Origin of the sequence: Phenylobacterium sp., assembly GCF_036563285.1 — a bacterium.
In the GTDB taxonomy this organism is placed as follows: Bacteria; Pseudomonadota; Alphaproteobacteria; order Caulobacterales; family Caulobacteraceae; genus Phenylobacterium.
The window spans coordinates 207,266-232,501 of record NZ_DATCMR010000002.1 but is presented as its reverse complement, the minus strand read 5'-3'; the positions used below and the strand labels follow the sequence as shown (position 1 = coordinate 232,501).

The following is a 25,236-nucleotide window of genomic DNA, read 5'->3' as shown; positions in this document are numbered from 1 at the left end:
TTATCGGGACGACACGTGGCGGCGGTCAAGAGCGCTGGGCGTGCTCGGCGAGGATCAGGGCGGCGCAGGCGGTGACCTTCTTGCCGGTCGGGATGTGCAGGAATTCGTTGGGGCCGTGGGCGTTGGAGTGCGGGCCGAGCACGCCGGTGATCACGAACTGGGCCTTGGGGAAGGTCTCGCCCAGCATGCCCATGAAGGGGATGGTGCCGCCCTCCCCCATCATCACCGCGGGCTTGCCGAAGGTCGCCTGCGAGGCGCGCTGCACCGCGGCCTCCAGCCAAGGGGCGAGCGGCGGGGCGTTCCAGCCGCCGCTGGTCTGGTTGCCTTCGTAGCGGACCTCGGCGCCTTGCGGGGCGTCCGCCGTCAAGGCCGCGGCTAGCGCCGCCTGGGCCTTATCGGCGTCGGTGGTCGGGGGCAGGCGCACGCTGAGCTTCAGGGTGGTCGACGGCCGAAGCACGTTGCCCGCGTTGGCCGGGTCCGGCAGGCCGCCCGCGCCCACCACCGCCAGCTGCGGCCGCCAGGTGCGGTTCAGAACCAGCTCCGTACCGTCCAAGGTCGGCGGCCGCGTCTTCCCGGCGAACGGGAACTTGCGCCAGACCTCCTCGCCCAGGGCCTCAGCGGCGACCTTGGCCTGGGTGCGACGGTCCGGCGGGATCTGCACGTTCAGCTCGGGCAGGCGGACCTCGCCGGTCTGGTCGTCCTCGATCCGCTCCACGAGCGCGCGGGCAAGCCGGAAGCTGTCGGGCACGATCCCGGAGGCGTCGCCCGAGTGGACGCCCTCGTTCAGCACCTCGACCGTGAGCAGGCCGCCGGCCAGCCCGCGCAGCGAGGTGGTGAGCCACATCTGGTCGTAGTTGCCGCAGCCGCTATCCAGGCAGATGACCAGCGAGGGCGTGCCGATACGGTCGGCCAGGTGCTCCATGTAGGCCGGCAGGTCGTAGGAGCCGCTCTCCTCGCAGGCCTCGATCAGCACCACCGCGCGGGCGTGCGGGACGGCCTGCTTCCGAAGCGCCAGCAGCGCGGTCACCGAGGCGTAGATCGCATAGCCGTCGTCGGCGCCGCCGCGGCCGTAGAGCTTGTCGTCCTTCAGGACCGGGATCCACGGCCCCAGCCCCTCGGCCCAGCCGATCATCTCCGGCTGCTTGTCCAGGTGGCCATAGAGCAGGACGGTGTCGTCCACCGCGCCCGGGACCTCGATCAGGATCACCGGCGTACGGCCCTCCAGGCGCACCACCTGCAGCGTCGCGCCCGGCAGCTCGGCGAGCTTGCCCTCGGCCCACCGCGCCATGTGCTCCACCGCACGGTCGATGTGGCCGTTCTTCTCCCAGTCGTGGTCGAAGTGCGGGGACTTCGCGGGGATGGCCACGTAGTCCACCAGCTCCGGCACGATCTCCCGGTCCCAGACCTCACCCACGAACTCGCCGAGCGCATTGGGGTCCACGATCGGGGTGAAGTCGGCGACGCTCATTCGGCAGGCTCTCTACTGACGTTGATCTCGGCCCTCGGGCGCGAGGCGGGCACCACCGGGATCTCGTGCTCGGCAAGGGGCTTCATCCAGTCCTTACGCGCCATGGCCGCCTCGATGAAGGGGGCGAGCTCGGCGGCCTTCGCAGCCTCGCGCTCGGCCGCCTCGACCTTGAACTCCGGCATCACCTCGGCCGCGAACAGCTCCAGGCTCTCGCAGATGTGCTCGTGTTTGTTGCGGCCGGCCTGCTGCAGGAAGATCACCTGGTCGACGCCGGCGGCCTGGAAGGCGCGGATGTGCTCGCGGATGTCGTCAGGCGTGCCGATGCCGTTGGCGTTGCGGGCGCTGGCCTTGCGGGCGGCGACGTGCTCGTCGTCGCTCATGGCGCGGGCCTTCTGGAAGTCCTCGAACAGCCGCGAGCGGCCCGGCAGCACGTCGTGCGCAACGAGCGCGTTCACCGCATAGCTGAAGAACTCGAAGCCCTCCTGCCCCCGCCGGATCGCCGTCTCCCGGTCCGGGTGAACCGAGAAGTTCGACACCATCGCGATGTTGGCGTTCACCGCATGCCCGATCGGCCTGCACTGATCGGACCGGATGATCCCGTAGTAGATGTCCGCCCAGTTGCGGGCCTCCTCCGGGTCCACAAAGGAGAAGGCCAGCGCCCCGATGCCGTTCTGCGCCGCCACCTTGATGGTGTCGCGGTTGGTGCAGGCCATCCACATGGGCGGATGCGGCTTCTGCACCGGCTTCGGCACGACGTTGCGGCAGGGGAAGGAAAAGCCCCTCCCCTCGAACCCGGGATAGGGCTCCATCACCATCATGTTGGCGATCTGCTCGCCGGCCTCGAGCGCCAGCGCCCGCTTCTCCTTGGCGGGGATCTTGAAGCCGCCCAGCTCCAGGCGCGTGGCGCCCTCCCCGATCCCGAACTCCAGGCGGCCGTTGGAGACGATGTCCAGCGTCGCCAGGCCCTCGGCCGTGCGGGCCGGATGATTGTAGTTGGGGATCACCTGGCGGATGCCGTGGCCCAGGCGGATGCTCTTCGTCAGCGCGGCGCACGCCGCCAGGAACACCTCGGGCGCCGAGGAGTGCGAGTACTCCTCCAGGAAGTGGTGCTCCACCTCCCAAGCGTAATCGTAGCCCAGCCGGTCGGCGAGCTGCACCTACTCCAGCGCCTGGTGGAACAGCCTGGCCTCGTCGCCCTCGTTCCAGGGCTTCGGCAGCTGGTGCTCGTAGAAGATCCCGAAGCGCATGCGTGTCTCCAACCTCTTTCCGGCACCATCCCGCCGCGGGGATTGGCTTGGCAAGCTGCGATGGCGTCTGCGATAGCTCGTCGATGACCAGCCGCCCGCCGCTTCGCCGCCTTATCGACCTGCCCGGCGTCCGCGACCTGGAGTTCAAGGCGGTGATGAAGCGGGACTTCGCCGAGCCGGAGGCGCGCGCCGAGCATCCGGAGATCGACGCCTGCTCCGTCGACACCTTCGGCCTGACTGCGGACCAGGCGGAGGCGGCGCCGCGGCCCGACGACTGGGACGGAATCGAGACCCGGCCGCTGCGCGAGCAGGTGGACGCCTTCGAGGCGTCCGGCTGGGACGTCACCGACGACAAGCGCCGGCCGCTGCGCGTGCTGGGCCATTTCAACCAACAGCTCTGGCTCGCCGTCCGCGGGGTTGCCGGCAGCCTGCCCTTCCAGCCCGACCCTGAAGACCGCCCCGATCCCTGGGGCGCCAACATGGCCGCGGAAGCCAAGCGATTCCGCAAGCGCTGACCCGAGGCCAGTCGTCGCGCACCGCGACTTCTCTTCCCCGCCCGCGAGCGAAATCTGACATGAAGGGCCATGAACCCGCCCTTCAAGAAACTCGCGGACCTGCAGAAGACCTCGCGCAAGGCCGAGACCTACGCCGCGCCGACGCCGAAGGTCTCGCGCCAGAAGCGGGCCAAGGTGCTCACCGCAGCGGAGCGAGCCGCCTTCCTGGCCTCCCGGCCGGACCTGAAGCCCAAGCCCTGAGCGTTCCTGGCCGGCTTCGGGATCGAAGCTGGGCGGTATCCATTTAAGCTTCGGATGGGCGGGCCGCTCGACTGGAGGCTTAAGACCGTCATGACGGCTGACGCGCTGACGCCCGCACTGGTCGGGAACGAGCCTGCGCCCCATGACCTCGAGCGCCTCTCGCGCTCGGTCTCCGCCGACATGGGCGAGATCTTCCGGGAGCCGGCGGCCGCGCCTGCCGACGCGGCCCCGCGGGTGCAGAGCTTCACCACGGTGGCGACCTCCGGCCGCGCCCGGCGCGCCTCGGTGGGCGCCCTGGGGCTGATCGTCGTGGGCGTGCTGGCCGGCGTGACCATCGGCTCGGTGCTGACCCGCGCTCCGCCGCCGCCGCCCGCGCCGCCACCCGCCGTGATCGTCCAGGCGCCGCCCGCGACCCCCGTTACTCCCGCGCCGCAGCCGGTGGAAGTCGCCGCCGCCCCGGCGCCAGCGCCTGCCGCGCCGGCCGTGAAGAAGGCGACGCCCGCCCGGGTGGCCGCCCCCGTACGGGCCGCCGCGCCCGCCCGCGCACGTTCCGGCGTGACGGGCTGCAGCAGCCTGCGCGGCGACGCGCTCGCCCGCTGCGCCTACCCCAAGGTGCTCGCCGCCGACCGCAGCCTGCGGCGGGCCTACGCCAGGGCGACCAGCGCCGGCGTGTCGCGCACCACCCTGGCTTCCTACCGCAGCCGGTGGGCCTCGCTGCGCCGCCACGCCAACGACCAGCCGGCGCGGGTGATCTCCGGCTACGGCGCCCTGGCCGCGGAGCTCAACCGGCTCGCCGCCAAGAGGGCCCGATGAACGGCGCGCGCGACTCCACGGAAGGCCAACTGGTCTATGCGGTCGGCGACATCCACGGCTGCTACGGCCTGCTGAAGGAGCTTCTCGCGACGATCGCCCAGGACTACGCCCTCCGCGCCCGCGGCCGGCGGCCGGTGCTGATCTTCCTCGGCGACTACGTGGACCGCGGGCCGGAGTCGTCCAAGGTCCTCGAGGCGATGGTCTGGCTGAAGCAGCGCGGCGATCTCGAGGTCCACCTGCTCAAGGGCAACCACGAACAGGCCATGCTCGACTTCCTCGACGCGCCCGAGGCGGCCGCCGGCTGGCTCACCTACGGCGGGCAGGAGACCCTGGCCGCCTATGCCGTGGAGCCGCCGGAGCCGCACGACGACCCGCAGGTCTTCCGCCACGCGCGCGACCAGCTGCTCGCTCGCATGCCGGCGGCGCACCTGCGCCTGCTGCAGCGGCTGGAGCTGATGGCCGTGGTGGGCGACTACGCCTTCGTGCACGCCGGGCTGCGGCCCGGCGCGCCACTGGCGGCGCAGGCGGAGCACGACCTGCTGTGGATCCGCCGCCCGTTCCTGGATTGCGAGACACCATTCGAGAAGGTGGTCGTCCACGGCCACACCTGGTTCGACGAGCGCCCGCAGCTCCTGGAGCACCGCATCGGGCTGGACACCGGCGCCTTCGCCACCGGCGTGCTCACCGCCATGCGCTTCGAGGATGGCGAGCGGGCGCTCCTGCAGGCCGGCAAGCCGTTCGAGGCGCTGGCGACCCGCGCGGCAAACGGGCGGCTCACGGTCGACGCTTGATCGTATCGCTGGCGGGGCGGGCGGTGTATGCTCCGCAAATCGCCAGCTCGTACCGGCTGCTGGCGCCTGAGAGACGCTTCGCGCTCCCGCCCATGCTGCGAGGAGCCGAGACATGCCCAGGATCCTGACGACCTGCCCGGCGAGCGGCCAGACCGTGGCGACCAACCTCTCCATGGACGCCTCGACCTTCCGCATCGTGCGGCTGGAGGGCCAGTCCTACACCTGCCCCGCCTGCCAGGTCCGCCACCCCTGGAGCCAGGACGAGGCGTGGCTCGAGCCCCTCGCCGAAAAGGCCGCGCCGGCCTCCTGAGCGGTTCAGCTCCGCTTCACGTCGCGCATGGCTCCATCGGCGGATGAAGCCCGCCGCAGCCCTCGCGATCCTTCTCATCGGCCTTCCCCCGACGAGCGCGTCGGCGGCCCCGCAGAGTCGCGGTACGTGCCTCGCCGCCCCCGCCCCGCTGGAACGCACGGCCGAGCAGAGCCGGCGCCATCGCGAGGTCTGGTCCGACAGCCTGTGGCTGGTGAAGCAGGTCCGCGCCCGCTACCCCGACCGGCTGGCCGGGCTCTACGTCGACACGGCTTCGGCGGAACCGGTGCGGCCGCGCCTGGTGTTCCGCGTGACCGGCCATGACCCGCTGCCGCCCATGCGCCTGGGGGATCGCGCCGCCGGCGTGCCGGTGGTCGTCGAGTACGGCGCGCCGCACAGCCTGAAGCAGGTGGAGGCGATCCGCCTCCGGGTGGCCCATCGCCTCCGCGCCATGCTCCCGGACCTGCAGGGCGAGGGCTACGACGAGACCACCGGGACCATCCACCTGGACGTCTACGCCCCCGACCGCACCTCGCTCGCCGCCGCGGTGGCCAGATGCGGGGACCTGCAGGCGCTCTACGGGATGCCCGTGCGCATCCAGCCGCTCGCCGGCCGGGTGACGCTGGACTAGATCGCCTGCTGACAAGGCGGCCCGGGCGCGCGATGAGTGGGCCATGACCGCCGCGGCCGAGCCGTCCAACGCCCGCATCGCCGAGAGCCTACTCGCCTTCTGGGCCGACGCTGGCGTCGACGGCATGCTGCTCGACGAGACCTTCGACCGCATTGAGGCGGGCAAGGTGGCTCCGCCGCAGCCGCCGCCGGGGCGAGCCGCGGCGCCTGCCCCGGCCGCGCCCACCCTACGCAACCAGCCGGACGTCTCGGCCGCCGTGGCCCAGGCGCAGGCCATGGCTGCGGAAGCCACCGACATCGAGGCGCTCGGCGCCGCCATCGCCGCCTTCGAGGGCTGCGGCCTGCGCTTCGAAGGGGCCGCCTCCCAGGCCGTGTTCTACCGCGGCCGGGCCGACGCCCCGCTGATGGTCATCGGCGAGGGCCCGGGCGCGGACGAGGACCGCGCCGGCCAGCCCTTCGTCGGCCGCGCGGGCCAACTGCTGGACAGGATGCTGGCGGCGGCGGGCCTGACCGAGCGGGTGTTCATCACCAACACCGTCTTCTGGCGCCCGCCCGGCAACCGCACGCCGACGCCCGCCGAGCAGGCGATCTGCGCCCCCTTCGTCGAGCGGGCGATTGCCATCGTGAAGCCCAAGATGCTGCTGCTGGTCGGCGGGGCCTCGGCCAAGGCCATGCTGAAGAAGGAGGAAGGCATCCTCTCCCTGCGCGGCCGCTGGCACGAATGGCGCTCAGCAGACGGCGCGCACGAGCTGCCGGCCATGCCGACCCTCCACCCGGCCTTCCTGCTGCGGCAGCCCGCCGCCAAGAAGCGCGCCTGGGCCGACCTGCTCACCCTGACCGAGCGCCTGGACCGCCCGGACCGGCCGGACTGACGCCACACGTTTACGTCATGTCCCCTGCGCCGCGGCGAACCGCGACCTCTCGCCTCGGCGATGACGGGTTGATCATAGTTAAAGCCGTCCATAACGTCGGGAATCTGTTCGAGAAAAAGGGTCGCGTTAGCCTCACGTTAGACAAGGCGACGCGAAAATGGCCGGATGTCGCTAGTTCAGCGCCTTCGCGTAGGTACGGCCGTGCTCCTGGCGAGCGCCGCTATAGCCGCGCCCGCCTTCGCCGACGGCCTTGCGCCGCTTTCGGCCAATGACGCGCAGGCCTACGCCATGGCCTTCGAGGCGTCCGACCGGGGCGACTTCATCGACGCGCAGATGAAGGCCGTCGAGATCAAGGACAAGTCGCTCCTCGGCTACATCTCCTTCCGCCAGCTGATGCACCCCTCGGCCCACAAGGCCTCGTTCGAGGAGCTGACCGGCTGGCTGTCCAAGTTCCGCGACCTGCCGCTGGCCGAGCGGGTGTTCTCGCTGGCCGCCAAGCGCAAGCCCGCCGAGGCCGAGGCCCCGCCGGAGCCCGAGCTCTCCATCGCCGACCTGCACAAGGTGGACCTGCCGACCGTCGACGCCGGCCGCATGGCCCGCGAGGCCTTCTACTCGGGCGACGCGGTCCGCGCGCTGGAGCTGGCGCCGGCCGCCGGCGAGCGCTGGATCGCCGGCCTGGCGGCCTACCGCCTGGCCAACTACGTCCAGGCGCACGGCTTCTTCACCGAGCTGGCGCAGGACGCCAACCAGGATCCCTGGCTGCGCTCCGGCGCCGCCTACTGGGCGCACCGCACCGCCAGCCTGATGGGCGACGAGGGCAAGGCCCGCGGCTTCCTGCGGCTGGCCGCCCAGCACCCGACCACCTTCTACGGCATGATCGCCGACCGGCAGATCCGCCTGCTCGCGACCCAGTCCGCCGACACGGGCGAGATCGTGCGCGTCTCCTACGACGCCTCGGCGCCGCAGCCGCGGCGCAATGCGCCGCCGCTGGCAAAGGCCGACCCCGAGCTGGTGAAGTTCGCCCAGAAGCACGTTCGCGCCCACCGCGCCGCGGCCCTAGTCCAACTGGGCCGGGTCGACGAGGCGCGTGTCGAGCTGCGCGCCGGCCTGGCGCTGGCCCGCAGCGACAAGGAACGCGACAGCTGGACCAAGCTGATCGGCGCCCTGGGCGCGGCCTCCCCCGAGCGCTCGTCGGCGAGCGCCGCGCCGGTGAAGCGCATGTCGCCCGGGCTTTCGGAATACCCTGCGCCGGAGCTGACGCCGGTCGGCGGCTTCACGATCGACAAGGCCCTGGTCTACGCGATCGGCTACCAGGAGAGCCGCTTCAACCCGGCCGCCATCTCGCCGGTCGGCGCGATCGGCCTGATGCAGCTGATGCCCGAGAGCGCGGCGCGGGCCGTGGGCGACGACAAGCTGAAGAAGGATCCGTCGCCGCTGTTCGACGCCTCCTACAACATGCGGGCCGGCCAGGACTACATCGCCTGGCTGATGGACCGCGGCGTGGGCTACGACATCCTGCGCGTGGTCGCCGCCTACAACGGCGGCCCCGGCGCGGTGCTGAACACGCTCAAGAAGGTGGGGAACGACGCCGACCCGCTGCTGATCATCGAGTGCCTGCCCGCCCAGGAGACGCGCAACTACGTCGAGAAGGTGATGGCGGCCTACTGGACCTACCGGCGCCAGTGGGGCCAGGACACGCCGACCCTGGATGCGCTCGCGGGTGGCGCGCGCCTGATCGACGCGCGGATGGACCTAGTCCAGCCGCCGAGCGCGCCGGTCGAGCTTTCGCAGCAGGGCGTCCAGGCCGGCCAGCCCTGAGGCCGTCTCGCGACGGGTGAGCACGCCCGCCGGGCGCTTCGCGAACAGGCCGCCCTCCCGCTGACCCCGCACGAGCGCGTCGGCCGGGCCCGCCGCCAAATGGTCCCGCAGCCGCTCGACCCACCCGTCACGGAAGCGGATGGCCGCCGGCAGCACCAGCACCCAGTCGGACTTGGACTGCGCCACGGCCGCAGGAAGGTCGCCGACCTCCTCCGCCCCCATGTCCTTGCAGATGGCCTCGACGGCCTCGGCGCCCAGCTCGGTCTTGGCGGCGCCGGCGACCAGCACCTCGCGCACCAGCCCCTCCACGGCCGCGGGCGTCAGCGCCGCGAACAGCCCGGCGAGCCGATCTTCGGCCCCTTGCGCATCGACGATCACGGAGAGCATGGCCGCAACAGCCCGCCGGGCATAAGCAGCGTCAAGTGAGTTCTTGTTTTGTTCGCGCGAAGACACTACGCTGCCTCAGTGACCACATTCACCCAGCAGATCCGCGGGCGCGGCGCGCGTTCGAACGCCACCGGCCGCTACGAGGCGCAGATCCGGGAGGGCTTCGACGACGGCTGGACGGTTGAGGACGCCGAGCCGCAGCCCCTTCGGACCACCGTCTCGGCCGAGAAGGCCAAGGCGATCATCACCCGCAACGACAGCCCCGACGTTGGCTTCAACGCCTCGATCAATCCGTACCGGGGCTGCGAGCACGGCTGCATCTACTGCTACGCGCGGCCCGCCCACGCCTACATGGGCCTCTCGCCCGGTCTCGACTTCGAATCCAAGCTGTTCTTCAAGCCCGAGGCCGCGCGCCTGCTGGAGGCCGAGCTTTCCAATCCCCGCTACCGGATGGAGGTGATCCACGTCGGCGGCAACACCGACCCCTACCAGCCGCAGGAACGCACTCTTCGCGTCACCCGCGGCGTGCTGGAGGTGCTGGAGCGGTTCAACCATCCCTTCTCGATCATCACCAAGTCGGCGCTCATCCTGCGCGACGTCGACATCTATTCGGCCATGGCGGCGAAGAACCTGGTGCGGGTGGCGATCTCGATCACCAGCCTCGACCGCAAGCTCGCCCGATCCATGGAGCCGCGGGCCGCCACGCCCGAGAAGCGCCTCGACGCCGTGCGCCGGCTGAGCGAGGCCGGCGTGCCGGTGATCGTCATGGCCGCCCCCATGATCCCCGGCCTCAACGACCACGAGATCGAGCCCATCCTGGAGGCCTCGGCCGCGGCCGGCGCGCGCGGCGCGGGCTACGTCGCGCTGCGCCTGCCGCTGGAGATCAAGGACCTGTTCAAGGAGTGGCTGGCGAGCGACCATCCGGACCGCGCCGCCCGGGTGATGTCGCTGGTGCGGCAGATGCGGGGCGGCAAGGAGTACGACAGCCAGTGGGGCCGCAGGATGCGCGGCGAAGGCCCGCTCGCCGCCCTGATGTCGCGCCGGTTCGACGCCGCCAAGAAGCGCTACGGCCTGGACTTCGACTTCGACGGCCTGGACATGACCCAGTTCCGCCCTCCGCCGAAGGCCGGCGACCAGATCGACCTGTTCGGGACCTAGGCGGCCTGCGCCAGCTGTCCCGCCGCCCGCGCCAGAATGTCGAACGACCGTAGCCGCGCGGCGTGGTCGTAGATCTGCGCCGTCACGATGACCTCGTCGGGCGCGTGCTTCTCGACGAACGCGGCCAAGCCCTGGCGAACGGTTTCGGGGCCACCGACCACGGCAGTGGCTAGCGCCCCTTGCATGCCGGGCGTCATCCCGGCGGCGGCGAAGCGGGCCTCGATGTCGTCGACCGGCGGCGGCAGCGGGCCCGGACGGCCGGTGCGCAGGTTGAGGAACGCCTGCTGGATGGAGGTGAAGAGCCGCTTCGCCTCGGCGTCCGTTTCGGCCGCGACGACGTTCAAGCCGAGCATGACGTAGGGCCTGGCGAGCTGCTCGGAGGGCTCGAACCGCTGCCGGTAGATGGCGATCGCCTGCTCCAACTCCGCGGGCGCGAAGTGGGAGGCGAAGGCGTAGGGCAACCCCAGCGCTGCGGCGAGCTGGGCGCCGTATGTGGACGAGCCCAGGATCCAGACCGGCACGTTCAGTCCCGCGCCTGGCACCGCCTGCACCCGCTGCTCGGGCCGTAGCGGCTGGAAGTAGGCCATAAGCTCGACCACGTCCTGCGGGAAGCGGTCCACGTCCCCGATGAGGGTGCGCCGCAGCGCCCGCGCAGTGAGCTGGTCCGTGCCAGGGGCGCGGCCGAGGCCCAGGTCGACGCGTCCGGGGAACAGTGCCTCCAGCGTGCCGAACTGCTCGGCGATCACCAGCGGCGCGTGATTGGGCAGCATGATCCCGCCGGCGCCGATGCGGATGGTGGAGGTCCCCTGCCCGACGTGGGCCAGGCAGACGGCGGTCGCGGCGCTGGCCACGCCGGGCATGTTGTGGTGTTCGGCCATCCAGAAGCGGCGGTAGCCCAGCCGCTCCGCGTGGCGGGCCAGATCCAGGGAGTTGGCAAGCGCCTGGCGGGCGTCAGCGCCCTGAATGATCGGCGACAAGTCGAGGACGGAGAGCGGAACCATCGGCTCCATATGGTCGCCGCTCACCGCGAGAACACCCCCACAAGTTCTATGTGCGGCGACCAGAGGAACTGGTCGACCGGCAACACCCGCTCCAGCTGGAAGCCGGCGTCCACGAGGATGCGGGCGTCGCGCGCGAAGGTGGCGGGGTTGCAGGAGACGCCGAGCACTCGCGCGACGGAGGAGCGGGCGAGCTCGGCGGCCTGTTCCGCGGCGCCGGCGCGCGGCGGGTCGAACACGGCGACGTCGGTCTTCCGCAGCTCCTCGGCCAGAACCGGCCTGCGGACCAGGTCACGGGCCTCGGCGGCGACGCCCTTGAGGCCGGGCGCGGTAGCCAGTGCGGAGGTGAGCGCGTGGACGGCCTCCGGCGCGAAGTCGGCCGCGTGCACCGGCGCAATCTCGGCCAGACGGAAGGTGAAGGTGCCGACCCCACAGTAGAGGTCGGCGATGCGGCTCGCCCCTTGGGCGTTTTCGGCGACGAAGGCGGCCATGGCGGCTTCCGCGCCGGGCGTCGCCTGCAGGAAGGCGCCGGGCGGCAGGGCGACGGTGGCCGGGCCCAGCCGGACGGTGGGCTGGCGGGCCAGGTAGGCCATCTCGCCGGCCAGGGTCACACGGGCGAAGTCCGCCTCGGCGGCGCGCTCGGCGAGCTGCATCCGGCCGTCGGCGGAGAGGCCGCCGGACTTGGCCTCCACGCCGGTGATGTCGACGTCGATCCCGGTGTCGGTCAACGTGGTGTGCAGGGTGGGCGCGGACTTCGGATGCTCGAACAGCGGCGCGGCCAGCCGCTTCAGCGCCGGGACCGCGGCCTGGATCCGGGGATCGGAGATCGGGCAGACGGCGATGTCCACCAGGTCCCAGCTCTTGCGCATCTTGTAGCCCAGGCGGGCGGCCTCGCGGCTCCCCCGGCGGGCGTGCAGCGCCACGCGGCGGCGCGTCTGCGGCGCGACGGCGAAGGCCGGCAGGAACTCGACCTCGAGGTGCTGGCGCGCGAGCGTGCCCCTCAGCCGCTCCACCTTCCAGGCGAGGTAGGGCTCATGGGCCCAGTGCTGCAGGGCGCAGCCGCCGCAGGCGAAGAAGTGCGGGCACGGCGGCGTCACACGGTCGGCGCTGGCGGCGAGCACCTCGACGAGCTCGCGCCGATCGCCCCGGCCCTTCGCCAGCACCCGCTCGCCCGGGAGGGTGAAGGGCACGAAGGCGGGACCGACGGCCACGCCGTCGCCCTCGCCGCCCATAGCCTCGATGGCGAGCTCCACCGGCGGGCCGGCGGGGGCGGGTCTGGGATTGGGACGAGGACGGCGCATGCGGCGTCTTAGCGCGAGGCGTGAACAAAGATGAACGCCCTTGTTGGCCGACGTTCAGCTTGGCGTGGCCATAACGACAGCCGAGGTCGCGGCAAGCGGCCCGCATTTTCGAGAGCAGGGGATCCTCCACATGACCAAGCGTTCGATGTTCGCCAAGGGCGTGGTCGCTCTGGCCGCCGGCGCCATGGCGCTGAGCGCCGCCGCTACGGCCGCGGCCCAGCCCTATGGCCAGTACGGCTACAACGGGAACGGCGCCGGCTACGGCTACGACCCGTGCAAGCGCGAGTCCTCCGGCCGCAGCGTCGTCGGCGCCCTGCTGGGCGGGGCGATCGGCGCCTCGGTCGGCGCGAACGCGGCGGCGCGCAACGCCCGCCAGGACGGCGCCCTGCTGGGCGGCGCGGTGGGCGCCCTCGCCGGCGCGGCCATCGGCAAGAACGGCGCGGCCTGCACCGGCGGCCAGCCGCAGTACGCGCGCGCCCCGCAGGCCTATTACAACCCGCAGCCCCAGCCCTATGCCTACGCCCAGCCGGGCTTCGGCTACGAGCAGGACGTGTACCAGCCGCGCGGTGGCCGCCGTCACCGCGACCGCGCCTACGGCGGCGTGTACGCGGACAATTCCTACGCCTACGGCCGCGGCGGCGAGCGCTACCGGATGACCCAGCGTGAGGTCGGCGCCGACGGCTGCACCCTGGCCGAAAGCCCGATCCACATGCCGGACGGCCGGGTCCAGACCCGCTTCGTCCGCGTCTGCATGGATAGCAGCGGCCGCTACCAGGTCGTCGACTAGTCTCCAGTCAGTAGCGTAAGCGTACAGGGGCCGCCTTCAGGGGCGGCCCTTTGCTTTGGCCCACAGCAGGAACTCGACGTTGCCGTCGCCGCCGGTGACAGGGCTCTCGACGACCGCCTGGACGGCCCAGCCGGCGCCTTCGAGGAAGGTGCGCACACCGGCCACCGCGTCGGCGCGGGCCGCGTCGTCCTTCACCAGGCCGCCCTTCCCCACCCGCTCGGGACCGACCTCGAACTGCGGCTTCACCAGCGCCACCAGGTCAGCGTCGGGCGGCGCGAGCGCCAGGGCCGCGGGCAATGCCTTGGCCAGGCCGATGAAGCTGACGTCGGTGACCACGAGGCCGGGCGGCTCGGGCATGTGCGCGGCCGTAAGGGAGCGGGCGTCGAGACCCTCCAGGCTGACCACGCGCGGGTCGGCCGCGAGCCGCGGATGCAGCTGACCGCGGCCGACGTCCACGGCGTAGACCCTGGCCGCCCCGCGGCTCAGCACCACTTCGGTGAAGCCGCCGGTGGAGGCGCCGACGTCGAGGACCACCCTGCCCTCGACGGCGATCGGCCAAGTGTCCAGTGCGTGGAGCAGCTTGAGCGCGCCACGCCCCACCCACTGGTGTGAGTCCGGCACGGTGAGCTCGGCCGCCTCGTCCACTTCCTGCGAGGCCTTGGCGACCGGAGCCCCATCGGCCGTGACGCCGCCCGCTTCGATGGCCGCCCGGGCCTTGGCGCGGCTCTCGAAGAAGCCGCGCTCCACCAGCAGGACATCGGCTCGCTTCCTCAGACCGTCTCGCCTTCGAACAGCTTCTTCAGCTCGTTCTTGAGGATCTTGCCGTTCGGGTTCCGCGGCAGGGTCTCGTGCCAGAACTTCACCTCGACCGGCACCTTGAAGGCCGCCAGCCGCTCGGCCACGTGGGCCCGCAGCTCGTCCTCGGTGGCCGAGGCGCCCGGCTTCAGGGTCACCACCGCCGCCGGCTCCTCGCCGAGGGTGCGGTGCGGCTTGCCGACGATCGCCGCGTCCATCACCGCGGGGTGGTCATAGAGGACGTTCTCCACCTCCACACAGTAGATGTTCTCGCCGCCGCGGATCAGCATGTCCTTGGCCCGGTCGATGATGTAGCAGAAGCCCTCCTCGTCGAGGCGGGCGAGGTCGCCGGTGCGCACCCAGCCGTCGACGTAGGTCTGGGCCGTGGCCTCGGGCTTGTTCCAGTAGCCCTTGCAGTTCATCGGCCCGAAGGACCAGAGCTCGCCCACCTCGCCCGGCGGCAGGACGGTCTTGCCGTCCACCGGATCGCGGATCTCCAGCTTGGCGACCGGCGCCGCCGGGCCGCAGCTGGTGGGGCGGTTCACGTAGTCCTCGCCCCCGTTGGAGGTGACCGCCGCGCAGGTCTCGGTCATGCCCCAGCCCTGGCCGGGCTGCGACCTCGGGAACACCTCGCGCAACCGCCGCACCAGCTCCGGGGCAGACGGCGCGCCGCCGTAAGAGACGCTCTCCAGCGACGAGAGGTCGTAGCTGGCGCGGGCGGGGTGCTCGAGGAGCTGCCAGGCGATGGTCGGCACGCCGCCGGCCAGCATGATCTTCTCGCGCTCGATCAGCTCGAAGGCGCGGATCACGTCCCACTTGTACATCATCACCAGCTTGCCGCCGGCGAACAGCGTCGGGTTCAGCACGGCGAAGCAGCCGGTGACGTGGAAGAACGGCACGCTGATCAGGGCCGAGCGCTGCGGCCCGTTGGGGTCCGGGGCCGGCGGCTGCTCGCCCTTGCGCAGGAAGCTGCGGGCCGAGGCCGCCGCGGCGGTGAAGATGTTGGTGTTGACCGAGCGCTGGGTGCCCAGGGCGCCCTTCGGCTTCCCCGTTGTGCCGGAGGTGTAGAAGATGGTCGCGTCGTCGTCCGGGGCGATGGCCACGTCGGGCAGCGGCGTGTCCGGCAGGTCCTTCCAGGCGTTCGCGCCGCCCAGCACGTCCTCGAACTTGGTCACCAGCGGGTGGGCGATCTCCTCGTCGCGGGTGCGGCTGACGTAGACGCGGGCGAGGTCCGGGCAGTTGGGGATGTGCTCGATCAGTCGCTCGTAGCGCTCGTAGTCCATCACCGCGATCTTCGTCCCGGAGTCGGTCAGGCCGTACTCCAGCTCGGGTCCGGTCCACCAGGCGTTGAGGGGCGTGACGACGGCGCCCGCCGCCGCGGCGCCGTAAAAGGCCACCACCCACTCCGGCAGGTTGCGCATGATGACGGCGACGCGGTCGCCCTTCTGCACGCCCTGGGCCTGCAGCTCCTTCGCGAAGTTCGCCACGGCGCGGTGGAAGGCTTCGAAGCTGACCCGCTCGTCCTCGTAGACCAGGAAGATCTTCTCGCCGTGCTGGCGCGACCAGGTGACCACGTCGCGGATCGCCGGCGGCAGGTTCTTCCAGACCTTAGTCCGGATGCCGCGGATCTCGATCTCCTCCACCTCGGTGGGCGTCCCTGGCGCCGTCAGAAGGGCGTGGGCCTGCTCGATCGACATGGCGGGCCAGCCGGGTGGCAGATCGTTCGCCTGGACCTCGGACATCGGAAGCGTCTCCTGCTTACTCGCGCGACCTCGTCCGGCCGCGTCCACTTGGCCCAGGAACAAGCACAAGGCGGCGGGATGCGCAAACAGCTGTTCGAGAGGGCCCGGCGGAGGCGTCCGTAACGCGGTTCCGCCAGGGTGACGCCATGCTAAGCTCGGCTTCAGGAGGAGGCGCAGGATGAAGCATTTCAGAGGGGCGATCGCGGCCGGCGTGCTGCTGGCGGCGGGGCTCGGCTCCAGCGTCCAGGCGCAGCAGAATCCCGGGCCGGACGCCCTGACGGACCCGTCGATGAAGGGCCCGGAGGTAGTGGCCTTCATCGGGCTGAAGCCCGGCGACAAGGTGGCCGACATCGTGGCGGGCCGGTTCGTGCGCGCGCTGAGCCAGGCGGTGGGGCCGAACGGCAAGGTCTATGCGGTGATGCCGGCCGAGGTGGTGAAGGCCCACCCGGAGGTGATCCCGATGCTGACCCAGGTGGCCGCCCAGCCGGCGCATCGCAACGTGGTGGTGAGCCAGCCGCCTGTGAACGCCATGGCCCTGCCCTCGGGCCTGGACGCGGTGTTCATCCGCCAGAACTACCACGACCTCTACGACAAGTTCATGGGGCCGGCCGACGTGGACGGCTTCAACAGGGCGGTCTACGCGGCGCTGAAGCCCGGTGGGGTCTATGTGATCCTCGACCATGCCGCCGCGCCCGGGGCGCCGATGAGCGTCACCGAGACCCTTCACCGGATCGACGTGTCGCGGGTGAAGGCGGACGTGATGAAGGCCGGCTTCAGACTGGACAGCGAGAGCAAGGCGGTGGCCGATCCGGCGGACGACCACACGAAGATGGTCTTCAACCCGGCCATCCGCGGCAAGACCGACCAGTTCCTGCTGAAGTTCCGGAAGCCGAAGTGAGCGCCCTTACCCGGCGCGGAGTCCTGGCGGCGGGGGCGGCGGCCCTCGCCTCTCCCGCGCTCACGGCGCCGCGGCGGCTGAAGCCCGGGCAGCGGGTCAACGTGGCGGTGATCGGCGCCGGCGGCCAGGGCGCCTCCAACATGTCGAAGCTGACCGGCCAGAACATCGTGGCCGCCTGCGACGTGGACTTCGACCGCGTGGCGAAGGGAATGCTGAAGGACGGCCAGCTGCGCCCCGAGCGCGTCGCGCTGAAGGCGGCCTACGACAAGACCCAGCGGTTCGCCGACTACCGACGCATGTTCGACGCGCGCAAGGACATCGAGGCGGTGGTGATCGCCACGCCGGACCACCACCACGCGGTGGCGGCGCAGATGGCCATGCAGCGCGGCCTGCACGTCTATGTGCAGAAGCCGCTGACCTATTCCATCGAGGAGGGCCGCCGGCTGCTGGCGCTGGCCCGCGCCAATCCGAAGCTGGTCACCCAGATGGGCAACCAGGGCCACTCCGGCGACGACGGCCGCCGGGTCGTCGAGCTCATCCGCGCGGGGGTGATCGGGCCCGTGCGCGAGGTGCTGGTCTGGACCAACCGGCCGGTGTGGCCGCAGGGGATCGCCCGGCCCGAGGCGCAAGCCAAGCCCGCGAACCTGGACTGGGAGCTGTGGCTGGGCCCGGCGGACGTGAGCTGGGGCTACCACCCGGACTACGCGCACTTCAACTGGCGCGGCTGGGTCCCTTTCGGCACAGGCGCGCTGGGCGACATGGGCGCCCACCTGATCGACTTCCCGGTCTGGGCGCTGGAGCCGGGGCTGCCCACGCGGGTGGAGACGCGGCACACCCGGTGGCCGGGTAACGCGAGCCTCTGGGAGATGAAGCAGCCGGCTGAGCTCGGCAGCTATCCGCTGGGCACCATCACCCGCTATGAGTTCGGCAACGCCGAAGGCGGGCCGCTCAGCCTGACCTGGTACGACGGCGGGCTGTTGCCGCCCACCCCGGCGGGCTTCCCCGCGGAGCTGAAGATGAGCCCAGACGGTGGGGTGCTGTTCATGGGCGCGCGCGGCATGCTGATGCACGAGACCTACGGGGAGAAGCCGGTGCTGATCGGCGACGGCCTGACCGAGGCGGCGGCCGCCGTGCCGCGCTCGCTGCCCCGCGTGCAGGGCGGAATGGCCGGGCACGAGATGAACTGGATCCGGGCCATCCGCGGCGAGGAAGCCATCTCCTGCCCCTTCGAGTACGCCGTGCCGCTGAACGAGACCATGAACCTGGGCGTGGTGGCGCTGAAGGCGGAGCAGGCGATCGACTATGACGGCGCCGCCGGCCGGGTCACCAACGTCGCCGACGCCAACCGTTTCCTCGGCCGCACCTACCGCAAGGGCTGGGAGCTGTGAGGAGCGCGCTCCTAGCCCTCGCCGCCGCGGCGCTGGCGCAGGACGCGCCGGGGCCGAAGCCTGCGGACACCGAGCAGTGGACGCCGATCCCGCCGGTGGTCACGCCCGGGCGGACGGACGCCGCGGCGCCGGCCGACGCCGTGGTGCTTTTCGACGGGCGCAGCCTTGATCAGTGGGTCTCCACCCGCACCAAGGGTCCGGCCGGCTGGAAGGTCGAGGGCGGCGTCATCACGGTGGTGAAGACCGCCGGCAACATCGAGACTAAGCGGAGCTTCCGGAACTACCAGCTGCACCTGGAATATCGGGCGCCGGCGAACATCACCGGTTCTGGCCAGGCGCGCGGAAACTCCGGCCTCTTCCTGGCGTCCACCGGCGCGGGCGACCTCGGCTACGAGCTGCAGATCCTGGATAGCTGGAAGAACGAGACCTACGTCAACGGCCAGGCCGGCTCCGTCTACAAGCAGAACCCGCCGCTGGTGAACGCGTCCCGCCCGCCCGGCGAATGGCAGACGTACGACGTGATCTGGCGCGCGCCGGTGTTCGCCGCCGATGGCTCCGTGACGAAGCCGGCCCGGGTGACCGCCTTCCACAACGGGGTCCTGGTGCAGGACGGCTTCGAGCTCGCCGGGCCTACGGTCTACATCGGCAAGCCCGTGTACCGGGCGCACGGCCCCTCCCCGATCAAGCTGCAGGCGCACGGCGACCCGTCCCCGCCGATCAGCTTCCGCAACATCTGGCTGCGGGAGGTCCCGTGACGCTCACGCCCTACGCCCACGTCCTGGCGGTCCGCGATCTCCCCGCGACCACCCGCTACTTCACCGAGGTGCTGGGCTTCAGCCGCGACTGGAACGACGCCGGCAACTGGGAATGCCTGTCGCGCGACGGGCTGCGGATGATGATCGGCGCCTGCCCGGACGCCATCCCGCCGGCCGAGCTCGGCGACCACAGCTACTTCGCCTACGTCAACGTGGACGACGTCGACGCGCTCGCCGCGGAGTTCGAGGGCCGCGGGGCGCTGATCCGCTCTCGCCCCGCCGACAAGCCGTGGGGCGTGCGCGAGATGGCCGTGGCGACCCCCGAGGGCCACCGGATGATGTTCGCCCAGGTGCTCGCTACACAGTCCTGACCACCACGGCTGTTGACCCGCAGCCCTGCGCTCGGTAATTGCGAATTATTCGCATTTTCATTCGCAGGTCTGATGTCTCCCCTTCCCGCGCGTCGCGTCCTCCTTCCCCTGCTGCTCATGGGGGCGAGCGTGTTCGCGACCCAGGCGGGCGCCGCCGAGGCCGAGGCTGAGAGCGGGCGCACCCTGGACGAGCTGGTGGTCACCGCCGACCGCGGCTTCGGCGCCCAGACCGTGCAGGTCGGCGCCTTCCGCAACGCCCGCGTCATCGACACCCCGCTGACCGTCAACGTGATCTCGCGCGAGGTGATCGAGGCGCAGGCGGCGCTGACCCTGCACGACGCCCTGCGCAACACGGCCGGCGTCACCCGCTCGCAGCTGAACGGGGCCACCTACGACAACATCTCGATCCGCGGGATCCTGGTGGAGAACCGGGGCAACTACCGCCTGAACGGGGCCCTGCCGATCATCAACCTGGTGGACCTGCCGCTGGAGAACAAGGCGCGTGTGGAGGTGCTTAAGGGGGCCTCGGCGCTCTACTACGGCTTCGTGCCGCCTTCCGGGGTGATCAACATGACCACCAAGCGGGCGGAGGCGGACCCGCTGACGGTCCTCTCCGTGCGCGGCGACGACCACGGCTCACTGATCGGGGCGCTCGACGTGAGCCGACGCTTCCTCGACGGTCAGGTCGGCGTGCGGGCGAACTTCGCCTACGGCGAGGTGGAGCCGGGCATCCGCCGGGTGCAGGGCGAGCGCGCACTGGCGGCCGTCGCGCTCGACCTGGAGCCCACCGACCGGCTGACCGTGCGGCTGGATTACGAGTTCATCAGCAAGGACATCTCCGAGCCGCCGGCGATCGCGCTGCTGCCGGCGGTGGGCGGGGTGATCCGCCTGCCGGAGATTCCCGACCCCAAGCTCAACCTCGGGGACAAGTGGCAGCGGTACGACGCGTTCGCGAAGAACACCCTGCTGAGCGTCGACTACGAGCTTACCCCCCGCTGGGCGGTTCGGCTTGACCTCGGCCAGGCCCTGACCGAGCGCGACCGCTACTTCTCGCAGTTCCAGAACTACAGCCTGACCACCGGCGAGGGGACGCTGCAGATCTCGCTGACCCGCGACCAGCGGTTCGTGAACCGCAACGTCCGCACCGAGCTGACCGGCCTCGTCGACACCGGCCCCATCGAGCACGAGCTCACCTTCGGCTTTACGGCGAACCAGCGGACATCGCGCGGCTACGTCGGTCCGAACCGTACGGTGGCGCAGAACCTCTTCACGCCGCGCGCGGTGGCGCAGCCCAACTTCGGCACGCCCACCCCTGCCCTGGCCACGAAGATCACCGACATCGGCTACTACGTGATGGACCGGATGCAGTGGGGTCCGCTGCAGGTGATCGCCGGATTGCGCCTGTCCGACTACGAGAGCATCAACATCCCGGCGCCCAACCTGTCCAATCCGGCCCTCACCCTGGCGCCTACCGTCTACACGGCCGACGACACCGTCCCTGCGCTGTCCGTGGTCTACAAGCCGCTGCCGAACGTCAGCCTCTACGCCACCTATCTGGAAGGGCTCGAGGAAGGCGGCGTTGCGCCGCTGACGGGCGTCGTCAACCCCCAGGAGCTCCTGCCGCCCGCCACCTCCACCCAGTGGGAAGCCGGCGCCAAGGCGGAGTTCGGCGACAGCGTCGTAGCCTCGATCGCCTATTTCGAGATCGTTCGCCCGTCGGCCTTCATCAACAGCCAGAACCGCTTCGTCCTCGACGGCGAGACCGAGTACCGCGGCGTGGAGTTCATGGCCGCCGGCGAGCTCACCGAGAGCCTCTCGCTGATCGCCTCGGGCCAATGGATGGACGCCAGCCTGGAACGCGCCTCGGACCCGCTGGTGATCGGCCGCACGCCGGAGAATACCGCGGAGTGGACCGGCAGCCTGTTCGCCGACTACCGTATCGCGCAGGTCGAAGGCCTCTCGGTCAATGCCGGCGTCTTCTATGTGGGCGAGCGGCCGGTGAACACGCGCAACCAGGCCTTCGTCGACGCCTATGTCACCCTGAGCCTCGGCGCCCGCTACGAGCGGGAAATCGCCGGCGGCCTCACCAGCTTCCAGGTCAATGTCGAGAACGCGCTGGACGAGGCCTACTGGAACTCGGCCGGCAACAACCTGCTGGGCGTCGGCGCCCCGCGGACGGTGAAGTTCACCGTCTCCCGCGCCCTGTGATGGGGGTGCTGCGCAAGATCCACGCCTGGGCGGGACTTGCGCTGTGCCTGCTGCTCGTGCCGCTGGCGCTGTCGGGCGCGAGCCTGGTCTTCAAGCCGCAGTGGATCCGCGCAACCGTGCCCGGCGCGGCCGAGGCGGTCACGGTGACCCCAGCCGGCGCCGCCGCGGCCGTGGCGGCGGCGAAGGCGGAGTTCGCCGACGTGCGCTCCGTGGTGTTCGCTTCCCCCGAGGTCGGCCTGCACCAGGTGAACACCGCCGACGGCGGCGGCTACATCGCCCCCGACGGGGCGGTGGTCCAGCGGTGGGGCAAGAACGAGCGCGTGGTCGACTGGCTGTTCGACCTGCACCACCACCTGCTCGCCGGCGAAACCGGCGTGAAGGTCGCGGGGATCGCCGGGCTCTTTGCGCTGACGATGATCCTGACCGGCCTGGTGCTGTGGCTGCCGAGCTGGCGCAGCTTCGCCTGGACCCTGTCGCCGCGGCGCGGCGGCCGCGCCGGCTGGCTCGCGGCGCACCGCGACCTGGGCGTGATCGCGGCGCCGATCGCGGTGGTCATCACCCTCACCGGGTCAGCGGTGGCGCTGAACCAATGGACCCCGAAGGTGATGGGCTTTACGCCGGCCAAGCCGCCCGCGGCAGGGGCCGGCGAAACAGACTGGGCGGGCGCCCTCGCGGCCGCCCAGGCCCAGTTCCCGGAGGCGACGCTGCGAATGGCGGTGATGCCGGCCAAGGCGGGCCGCGCGGCGGTGGTGCGGCTGCGCCAGCCCGGCGAGTGGCACACCAATGGGCGGACCGTGGTGCACGTCGACCCCAAGACGGGGCGGATCCTGCAGGCGGAGGACGCCATGGCGCATCCGCTGCAGCAGCGGGCCTACAACGCCTTCTGGCCGATCCACGCCTCGAAGGTGGGCGGCCTCGCCTGGAAGCTGCTCACCTTCCTGACGGGGCTTTCGCTCGCCGCGCTCGCGGTCTATGGGGCCGAGTCCTACCGGCGGAAGCTGTTCCCGCCGCGCCGAGCCCGGCCGGCGCCGATGAAGGCGCCGGCCGCGGCCGAATAGATCAGGCCACCGCGCCGAGTCGGCTCAGCGCTTCCTCGAGCTTGGCCTTGGCCGCTTCAGCCTCGGCCAGGCGCTCGCGGTTCTCCTCGACGACCTCTTCCGGCGCGCGGGAGACGAAGTCGGGGTTGCCGAGCTTCTTGGCCGTGCGCTCAATGTCCTGCGAGAGCGTGCCGACCTCCTTGCTCAGGCGGGCGCGTTCGGCGGCGAGGTCGATGAACTCCGCGACCGGCAGGGCCAGGGTCGCGCCTTCCACCACATAGGGGATGGAGCCTTCCGGGGCGGCGTCGACGAAGCGGAGTTCCGCGACCCGCAGCAGGCGCTGGACCAGGGCCGCGTTGGCGCGGAGCACCTCGCGCTGCCGGTCGGTCGCGTCCACCACCAGCAGCGCCGGGTGGGCAGATGGCGGGACGTTGAGGCCCTGCCGCACCGAACGGCCTTCGGTGATCGCGGAGATGAGCAGGGCGATCTCGGCGTCGGCCGCGGTGTCGATCAGGCTGTCCGGCAGCTCCGGCCAGCGCGCGGTCATCAGGAAGTCGGCGTGGGCCCGCGGCGCGCCGGCGTCCGCCGTCTGGCCCCACAGCTCCTCGGTGAGGAACGGCATCACCGGGTGCAGGAGGAGCAGGGCCTGGTCGAGCACCCAGGCGGCGGTGGCCTGGGTCTCCACCTTGGCGGCTTGATCGTCGCCGGTGAGCAGCGGCTTGGCGAACTCCACGTACCAGTCGCAGAACTGGTTCCAGATGAACCGGTAGAGCGTGTTCGCCGCCTCGTCGAAGCCGCAGTCGGCGAGCGCGCTCGTCACCGCCTGGGCCGTGCGCGCCGTCTCGCCGACGATCCAGCGGTTGAGGGTGACCTTCACTCCCGCCGGGTCGAACCCCTCGGCGCGGGCGCAGCCGTTCATCTGGCAGAACCTGGTGGCGTTCCACAGCTTGGTGCCGAAGTTGCGATAGCCTTCAATGCGCTGGCGGCTGAGCTTGATGTCGCGGGCCTGGCCGGACATGGCCGTGAGCGTGAAGCGGAGCGCGTCGGCGCCGTAGTCGTCGACCAGCTCCAGCGGGTCCATGACGTTGCCCTTGGACTTCGACATCTTCCGTCCCTCGGCGTCGCGCACCAGGGCGTTGATGAAGACGCGCTTGAAGGGGACGTCGCCCATGAAGTGCAGCCCCTGCATCATCATCCGGGCGACCCAGAAGAAGATGATGTCGAAGCCGGTGATCAGGGTGTGGGTCGGGTAGAACCGGCGCAGGTCGTCCGTCTTCTCCGGCCAGCCGAGGGTGGAGAAGGGCCAAAGCGCCGAGGAGAACCAGGTGTCCAGGACGTCCTCGTCCTGGCGCAGGGGCTCGTCGCGGCCGTAATGCTCCCGGGCCTGGCGCCGCGCCTCCTCCTCGGTCTCCTCGACGAACACCCGGCCGTCGGGTCCGAACCAGGCCGGGATGCGGTGGCCCCACCAGAGCTGGCGCGAGACGCACCAGGGCTGGATGTTCCGCATCCATTCGAAATAGGTCTTCTCCCAGTGCTTGGGGACGAAGACCGTGCGGTCGGTCTCGACGGCCGAGATCGCCTCGCGCGCAAGGTGCTCGGCGTTCACGTACCACTGGTCCGTCAGGTAGGGCTCGACGACGACGCCGGAGCGGTCGCCGTGCGGCACCGTGTGGCGGGTCTTCTCGACGTCGCGCAGGAGCCCGAGTTGCTCGAACGCCTCCACCACCTTCTTCCGCGCCGCGAAGCGGTCCATGCCCCGGTACTCCGCCGGCACGTTGTCGTTCAGCCGGGCGAAGTCGTCGAAGATGTTGATCATCGGCAGGTTGTGGCGCTTGCCGACGGCGAAGTCGTTGAAGTCGTGGGCGGGCGTGATCTTCACCGCGCCGGAGCCCTTCTCCGGGTCCGGGTACTCGTCGGCGATGATGGGGATCGGCCGGTTGACGATCGGCAGGCGCACGGCCTTGCCGATGAGCGCGGTATAGCGCTCATCGGACGGGTGCACGGCGACGGCGGTGTCGCCCAGCATGGTCTCGGGCCGGGTGGTGGCGACGACGATCTCGCCGGAGCCGTCCTCGAGCGGATAGGCGAAGTGCCAGTAGTGGCCGTCCACCTCGCGCTGCTCGACCTCGAGGTCGGAGATCGCGGTCTGGAAGTGCGGGTCCCAGTTCACCAGCCGCTTGTCGCGGTAGATGAGCTTCTCCTTGTAGAGCGTCACGAACACCTTGCGGACCGCGGCCGAGAGGCCCTCGTCCAGGGTGAAGCGCTCGCGGGACCAGTCGCAGGAGGCGCCCAGGCGGCGAAGCTGGTTGACGATGGTCCCGCCGGATTTTGCCTTCCACTCCCAGACCTTGGCGACGAAGTCGTCGCGGCCGAGGTCGCGCCGGGACTGGTTGCCCTCGGCGGCCAGCTGGCGCTCGACGACCATCTGGGTGGCGATGCCCGCGTGGTCGGTGCCGGGCAGCCACAGGGCCGCCTTGCCGCGCATCCGCTCGAAGCGGATCAGCACGTCCTGCAGGGTGTTGTTCAACGCATGGCCGATGTGCAGGGAGCCGGTGACGTTCGGCGGCGGGATGACGATGGAGAACGGCTCGGCGGCCGGGTCGTCGATCGGCGCGAACGCGCCCGACGCCTCCCAGGCGGCATAGAGGCGCGGCTCGACGGTCTTGGGATCGAAGGTCTTGTCTAGCATGAGCTCAGCTTGGTGGAGTGC

General features: G+C 71.1%; 24 protein-coding genes. 16 read left to right on the top strand and 8 right to left on the bottom strand.

From position 1 onward, the window contains the following. Positions 1-25 precede the first annotated feature (25 nt). Both VIL76_RS01365 and VIL76_RS01360 read right to left on the bottom strand, forming a co-directional pair. Complete coding sequence (locus VIL76_RS01365) at positions 26-1,468, bottom strand: M20/M25/M40 family metallo-hydrolase (protein WP_332043183.1); 1,443 nt, start codon at positions 1,466-1,468, stop codon at positions 26-28. Continuing rightward, the gene (locus VIL76_RS01360) at positions 1,465-2,625 is read right to left on the bottom strand and encodes an LLM class flavin-dependent oxidoreductase (RefSeq protein ID WP_332043182.1); all 1,161 of its coding nucleotides are present in this window, start codon (positions 2,623-2,625) and stop codon (positions 1,465-1,467) included. The genes VIL76_RS01365 and VIL76_RS01360 overlap by 4 nt, the downstream gene beginning before the upstream one ends. Positions 2,626-2,798: 173 nt before the next feature. On the opposite strand from VIL76_RS01360, the gene VIL76_RS01355 reads away from it, so the two are divergent. The 8 genes from VIL76_RS01355 to VIL76_RS01320 all read left to right on the top strand — a co-directional run bounded on the left by VIL76_RS01355 (position 2,799) and on the right by VIL76_RS01320 (position 8,701). Further along, entirely contained in the window at positions 2,799-3,230 is a 432-nt protein-coding gene (locus tag VIL76_RS01355) for a hypothetical protein (RefSeq protein WP_332043181.1), read from the top strand. Between the two features lie 69 nt (positions 3,231-3,299). Beyond that, positions 3,300-3,470, top strand: a complete 171-nt coding sequence (locus VIL76_RS01350; RefSeq protein WP_332043180.1) for a hypothetical protein — start codon at positions 3,300-3,302, stop codon at positions 3,468-3,470. A 90-nt stretch (positions 3,471-3,560) separates the two neighbouring features. Next, positions 3,561-4,283, top strand: a complete 723-nt coding sequence (locus VIL76_RS01345; RefSeq protein ID WP_332043179.1) for a hypothetical protein — start codon at positions 3,561-3,563, stop codon at positions 4,281-4,283. Further along, the gene (locus VIL76_RS01340; RefSeq protein ID WP_332043178.1) at positions 4,280-5,074 is read left to right on the top strand and encodes a metallophosphoesterase family protein; all 795 of its coding nucleotides are present in this window, start codon (positions 4,280-4,282) and stop codon (positions 5,072-5,074) included. Before VIL76_RS01345 ends, VIL76_RS01340 begins: the two co-directional genes overlap by 4 nt. 112 nt (positions 5,075-5,186) lie before the next feature. Continuing rightward, positions 5,187-5,384 carry a hypothetical protein gene (locus tag VIL76_RS01335; protein ID WP_332043177.1) on the top strand — a complete coding sequence of 66 codons (198 nt, stop codon included), beginning with the start codon at positions 5,187-5,189 and terminating at the stop codon, positions 5,382-5,384. 43 nt (positions 5,385-5,427) lie between these two features. Then, positions 5,428-6,012 (top strand): hypothetical protein, encoded by a 585-nt coding sequence (locus tag VIL76_RS01330; protein ID WP_332043176.1) that lies wholly within the window; start codon positions 5,428-5,430, stop codon positions 6,010-6,012. A gap of 43 nt (positions 6,013-6,055) precedes the next feature. Beyond that, a complete protein-coding gene (locus VIL76_RS01325) occupies positions 6,056-6,883 on the top strand; it encodes a uracil-DNA glycosylase (RefSeq protein ID WP_332043175.1) in 828 nt (275 codons plus the stop codon). Between the two features lie 201 nt (positions 6,884-7,084). Continuing rightward, the gene (locus VIL76_RS01320) at positions 7,085-8,701 is read left to right on the top strand and encodes a lytic transglycosylase domain-containing protein (protein WP_332043174.1); all 1,617 of its coding nucleotides are present in this window, start codon (positions 7,085-7,087) and stop codon (positions 8,699-8,701) included. Here VIL76_RS01320 and VIL76_RS01315 read toward each other — a convergent pair. Then, positions 8,636-9,088 carry a cell wall biosynthesis glycosyltransferase gene (locus VIL76_RS01315; RefSeq protein WP_332043173.1) on the bottom strand — a complete coding sequence of 151 codons (453 nt, stop codon included), beginning with the start codon at positions 9,086-9,088 and terminating at the stop codon, positions 8,636-8,638. The two genes, VIL76_RS01320 and VIL76_RS01315, sit on opposite strands and share 66 nt — an antisense overlap. A gap of 78 nt (positions 9,089-9,166) precedes the next feature. Between VIL76_RS01315 and VIL76_RS01310 the strand changes: the two genes are divergently transcribed. Continuing rightward, a complete protein-coding gene (locus tag VIL76_RS01310) occupies positions 9,167-10,246 on the top strand; it encodes a PA0069 family radical SAM protein (RefSeq protein ID WP_332043172.1) in 1,080 nt (359 codons plus the stop codon). On the opposite strand, the gene VIL76_RS01305 is transcribed toward VIL76_RS01310, so the two are convergent. Together VIL76_RS01305 and VIL76_RS01300 are read right to left on the bottom strand one after the other, a co-directional pair. Next, on the bottom strand, positions 10,243-11,247 hold the full coding sequence (locus tag VIL76_RS01305) for an LLM class flavin-dependent oxidoreductase (protein ID WP_332043324.1): 1,005 nt from the start codon (positions 11,245-11,247) through the stop codon (positions 10,243-10,245). The two genes, VIL76_RS01310 and VIL76_RS01305, sit on opposite strands and share 4 nt — an antisense overlap. A 20-nt stretch (positions 11,248-11,267) precedes the next feature. Further along, positions 11,268-12,545: a class I SAM-dependent RNA methyltransferase gene (locus VIL76_RS01300; RefSeq protein WP_332043171.1), complete on the bottom strand. Its 1,278-nt coding sequence runs from the start codon at positions 12,543-12,545 to the stop codon at positions 11,268-11,270. 130 nt (positions 12,546-12,675) lie between these two features. On the opposite strand from VIL76_RS01300, the gene VIL76_RS01295 reads away from it, so the two are divergent. Beyond that, entirely contained in the window at positions 12,676-13,332 is a 657-nt protein-coding gene (locus VIL76_RS01295) for a hypothetical protein (protein ID WP_332043170.1), read from the top strand. Positions 13,333-13,368: 36 nt separating this feature from the next. Here VIL76_RS01295 and VIL76_RS01290 read toward each other — a convergent pair whose 3' ends face one another. Both VIL76_RS01290 and VIL76_RS01285 read right to left on the bottom strand, forming a co-directional pair. Further along, positions 13,369-14,079, bottom strand: coding sequence for a TlyA family RNA methyltransferase (locus tag VIL76_RS01290; RefSeq protein WP_414695403.1), 711 nt, complete (start codon positions 14,077-14,079; stop codon positions 13,369-13,371). Between the two features lie 23 nt (positions 14,080-14,102). Further along, entirely contained in the window at positions 14,103-15,869 is a 1,767-nt protein-coding gene (locus VIL76_RS01285) for a class I adenylate-forming enzyme family protein (RefSeq protein WP_332043169.1), read from the bottom strand. A 178-nt stretch (positions 15,870-16,047) separates the two neighbouring features. On the opposite strand from VIL76_RS01285, the gene VIL76_RS01280 reads away from it, so the two are divergent. From VIL76_RS01280 to VIL76_RS01255, 6 genes are all read left to right on the top strand, one after another. Next, the gene (locus VIL76_RS01280; RefSeq protein ID WP_332043168.1) at positions 16,048-16,767 is read left to right on the top strand and encodes a methyltransferase; all 720 of its coding nucleotides are present in this window, start codon (positions 16,048-16,050) and stop codon (positions 16,765-16,767) included. Next, a complete protein-coding gene (locus tag VIL76_RS01275; RefSeq protein WP_332043167.1) occupies positions 16,764-18,155 on the top strand; it encodes a Gfo/Idh/MocA family oxidoreductase in 1,392 nt (463 codons plus the stop codon). The genes VIL76_RS01280 and VIL76_RS01275 overlap by 4 nt, the downstream gene beginning before the upstream one ends. Continuing rightward, a complete protein-coding gene (locus VIL76_RS01270) occupies positions 18,152-18,910 on the top strand; it encodes a DUF1080 domain-containing protein (protein ID WP_332043166.1) in 759 nt (252 codons plus the stop codon). The genes VIL76_RS01275 and VIL76_RS01270 overlap by 4 nt, the downstream gene beginning before the upstream one ends. Next, positions 18,907-19,281: a VOC family protein gene (locus tag VIL76_RS01265; RefSeq protein ID WP_332043165.1), complete on the top strand. Its 375-nt coding sequence runs from the start codon at positions 18,907-18,909 to the stop codon at positions 19,279-19,281. Before VIL76_RS01270 ends, VIL76_RS01265 begins: the two co-directional genes overlap by 4 nt. Positions 19,282-19,410: 129 nt before the next feature. Continuing rightward, positions 19,411-21,489 (top strand): TonB-dependent siderophore receptor, encoded by a 2,079-nt coding sequence (locus VIL76_RS01260; protein WP_332043164.1) that lies wholly within the window; start codon positions 19,411-19,413, stop codon positions 21,487-21,489. 5 nt (positions 21,490-21,494) lie between these two features. Continuing rightward, positions 21,495-22,547, top strand: a complete 1,053-nt coding sequence (locus tag VIL76_RS01255; RefSeq protein WP_332043163.1) for a PepSY-associated TM helix domain-containing protein — start codon at positions 21,495-21,497, stop codon at positions 22,545-22,547. 1 nt (position 22,548) lies between these two features. On the opposite strand, the gene VIL76_RS01250 is transcribed toward VIL76_RS01255, so the two are convergent. Next, positions 22,549-25,215 carry a valine--tRNA ligase gene (locus tag VIL76_RS01250; RefSeq protein WP_332043162.1) on the bottom strand — a complete coding sequence of 889 codons (2,667 nt, stop codon included), beginning with the start codon at positions 25,213-25,215 and terminating at the stop codon, positions 22,549-22,551. Between the last annotated feature and the right edge of the window lie 21 nt (positions 25,216-25,236).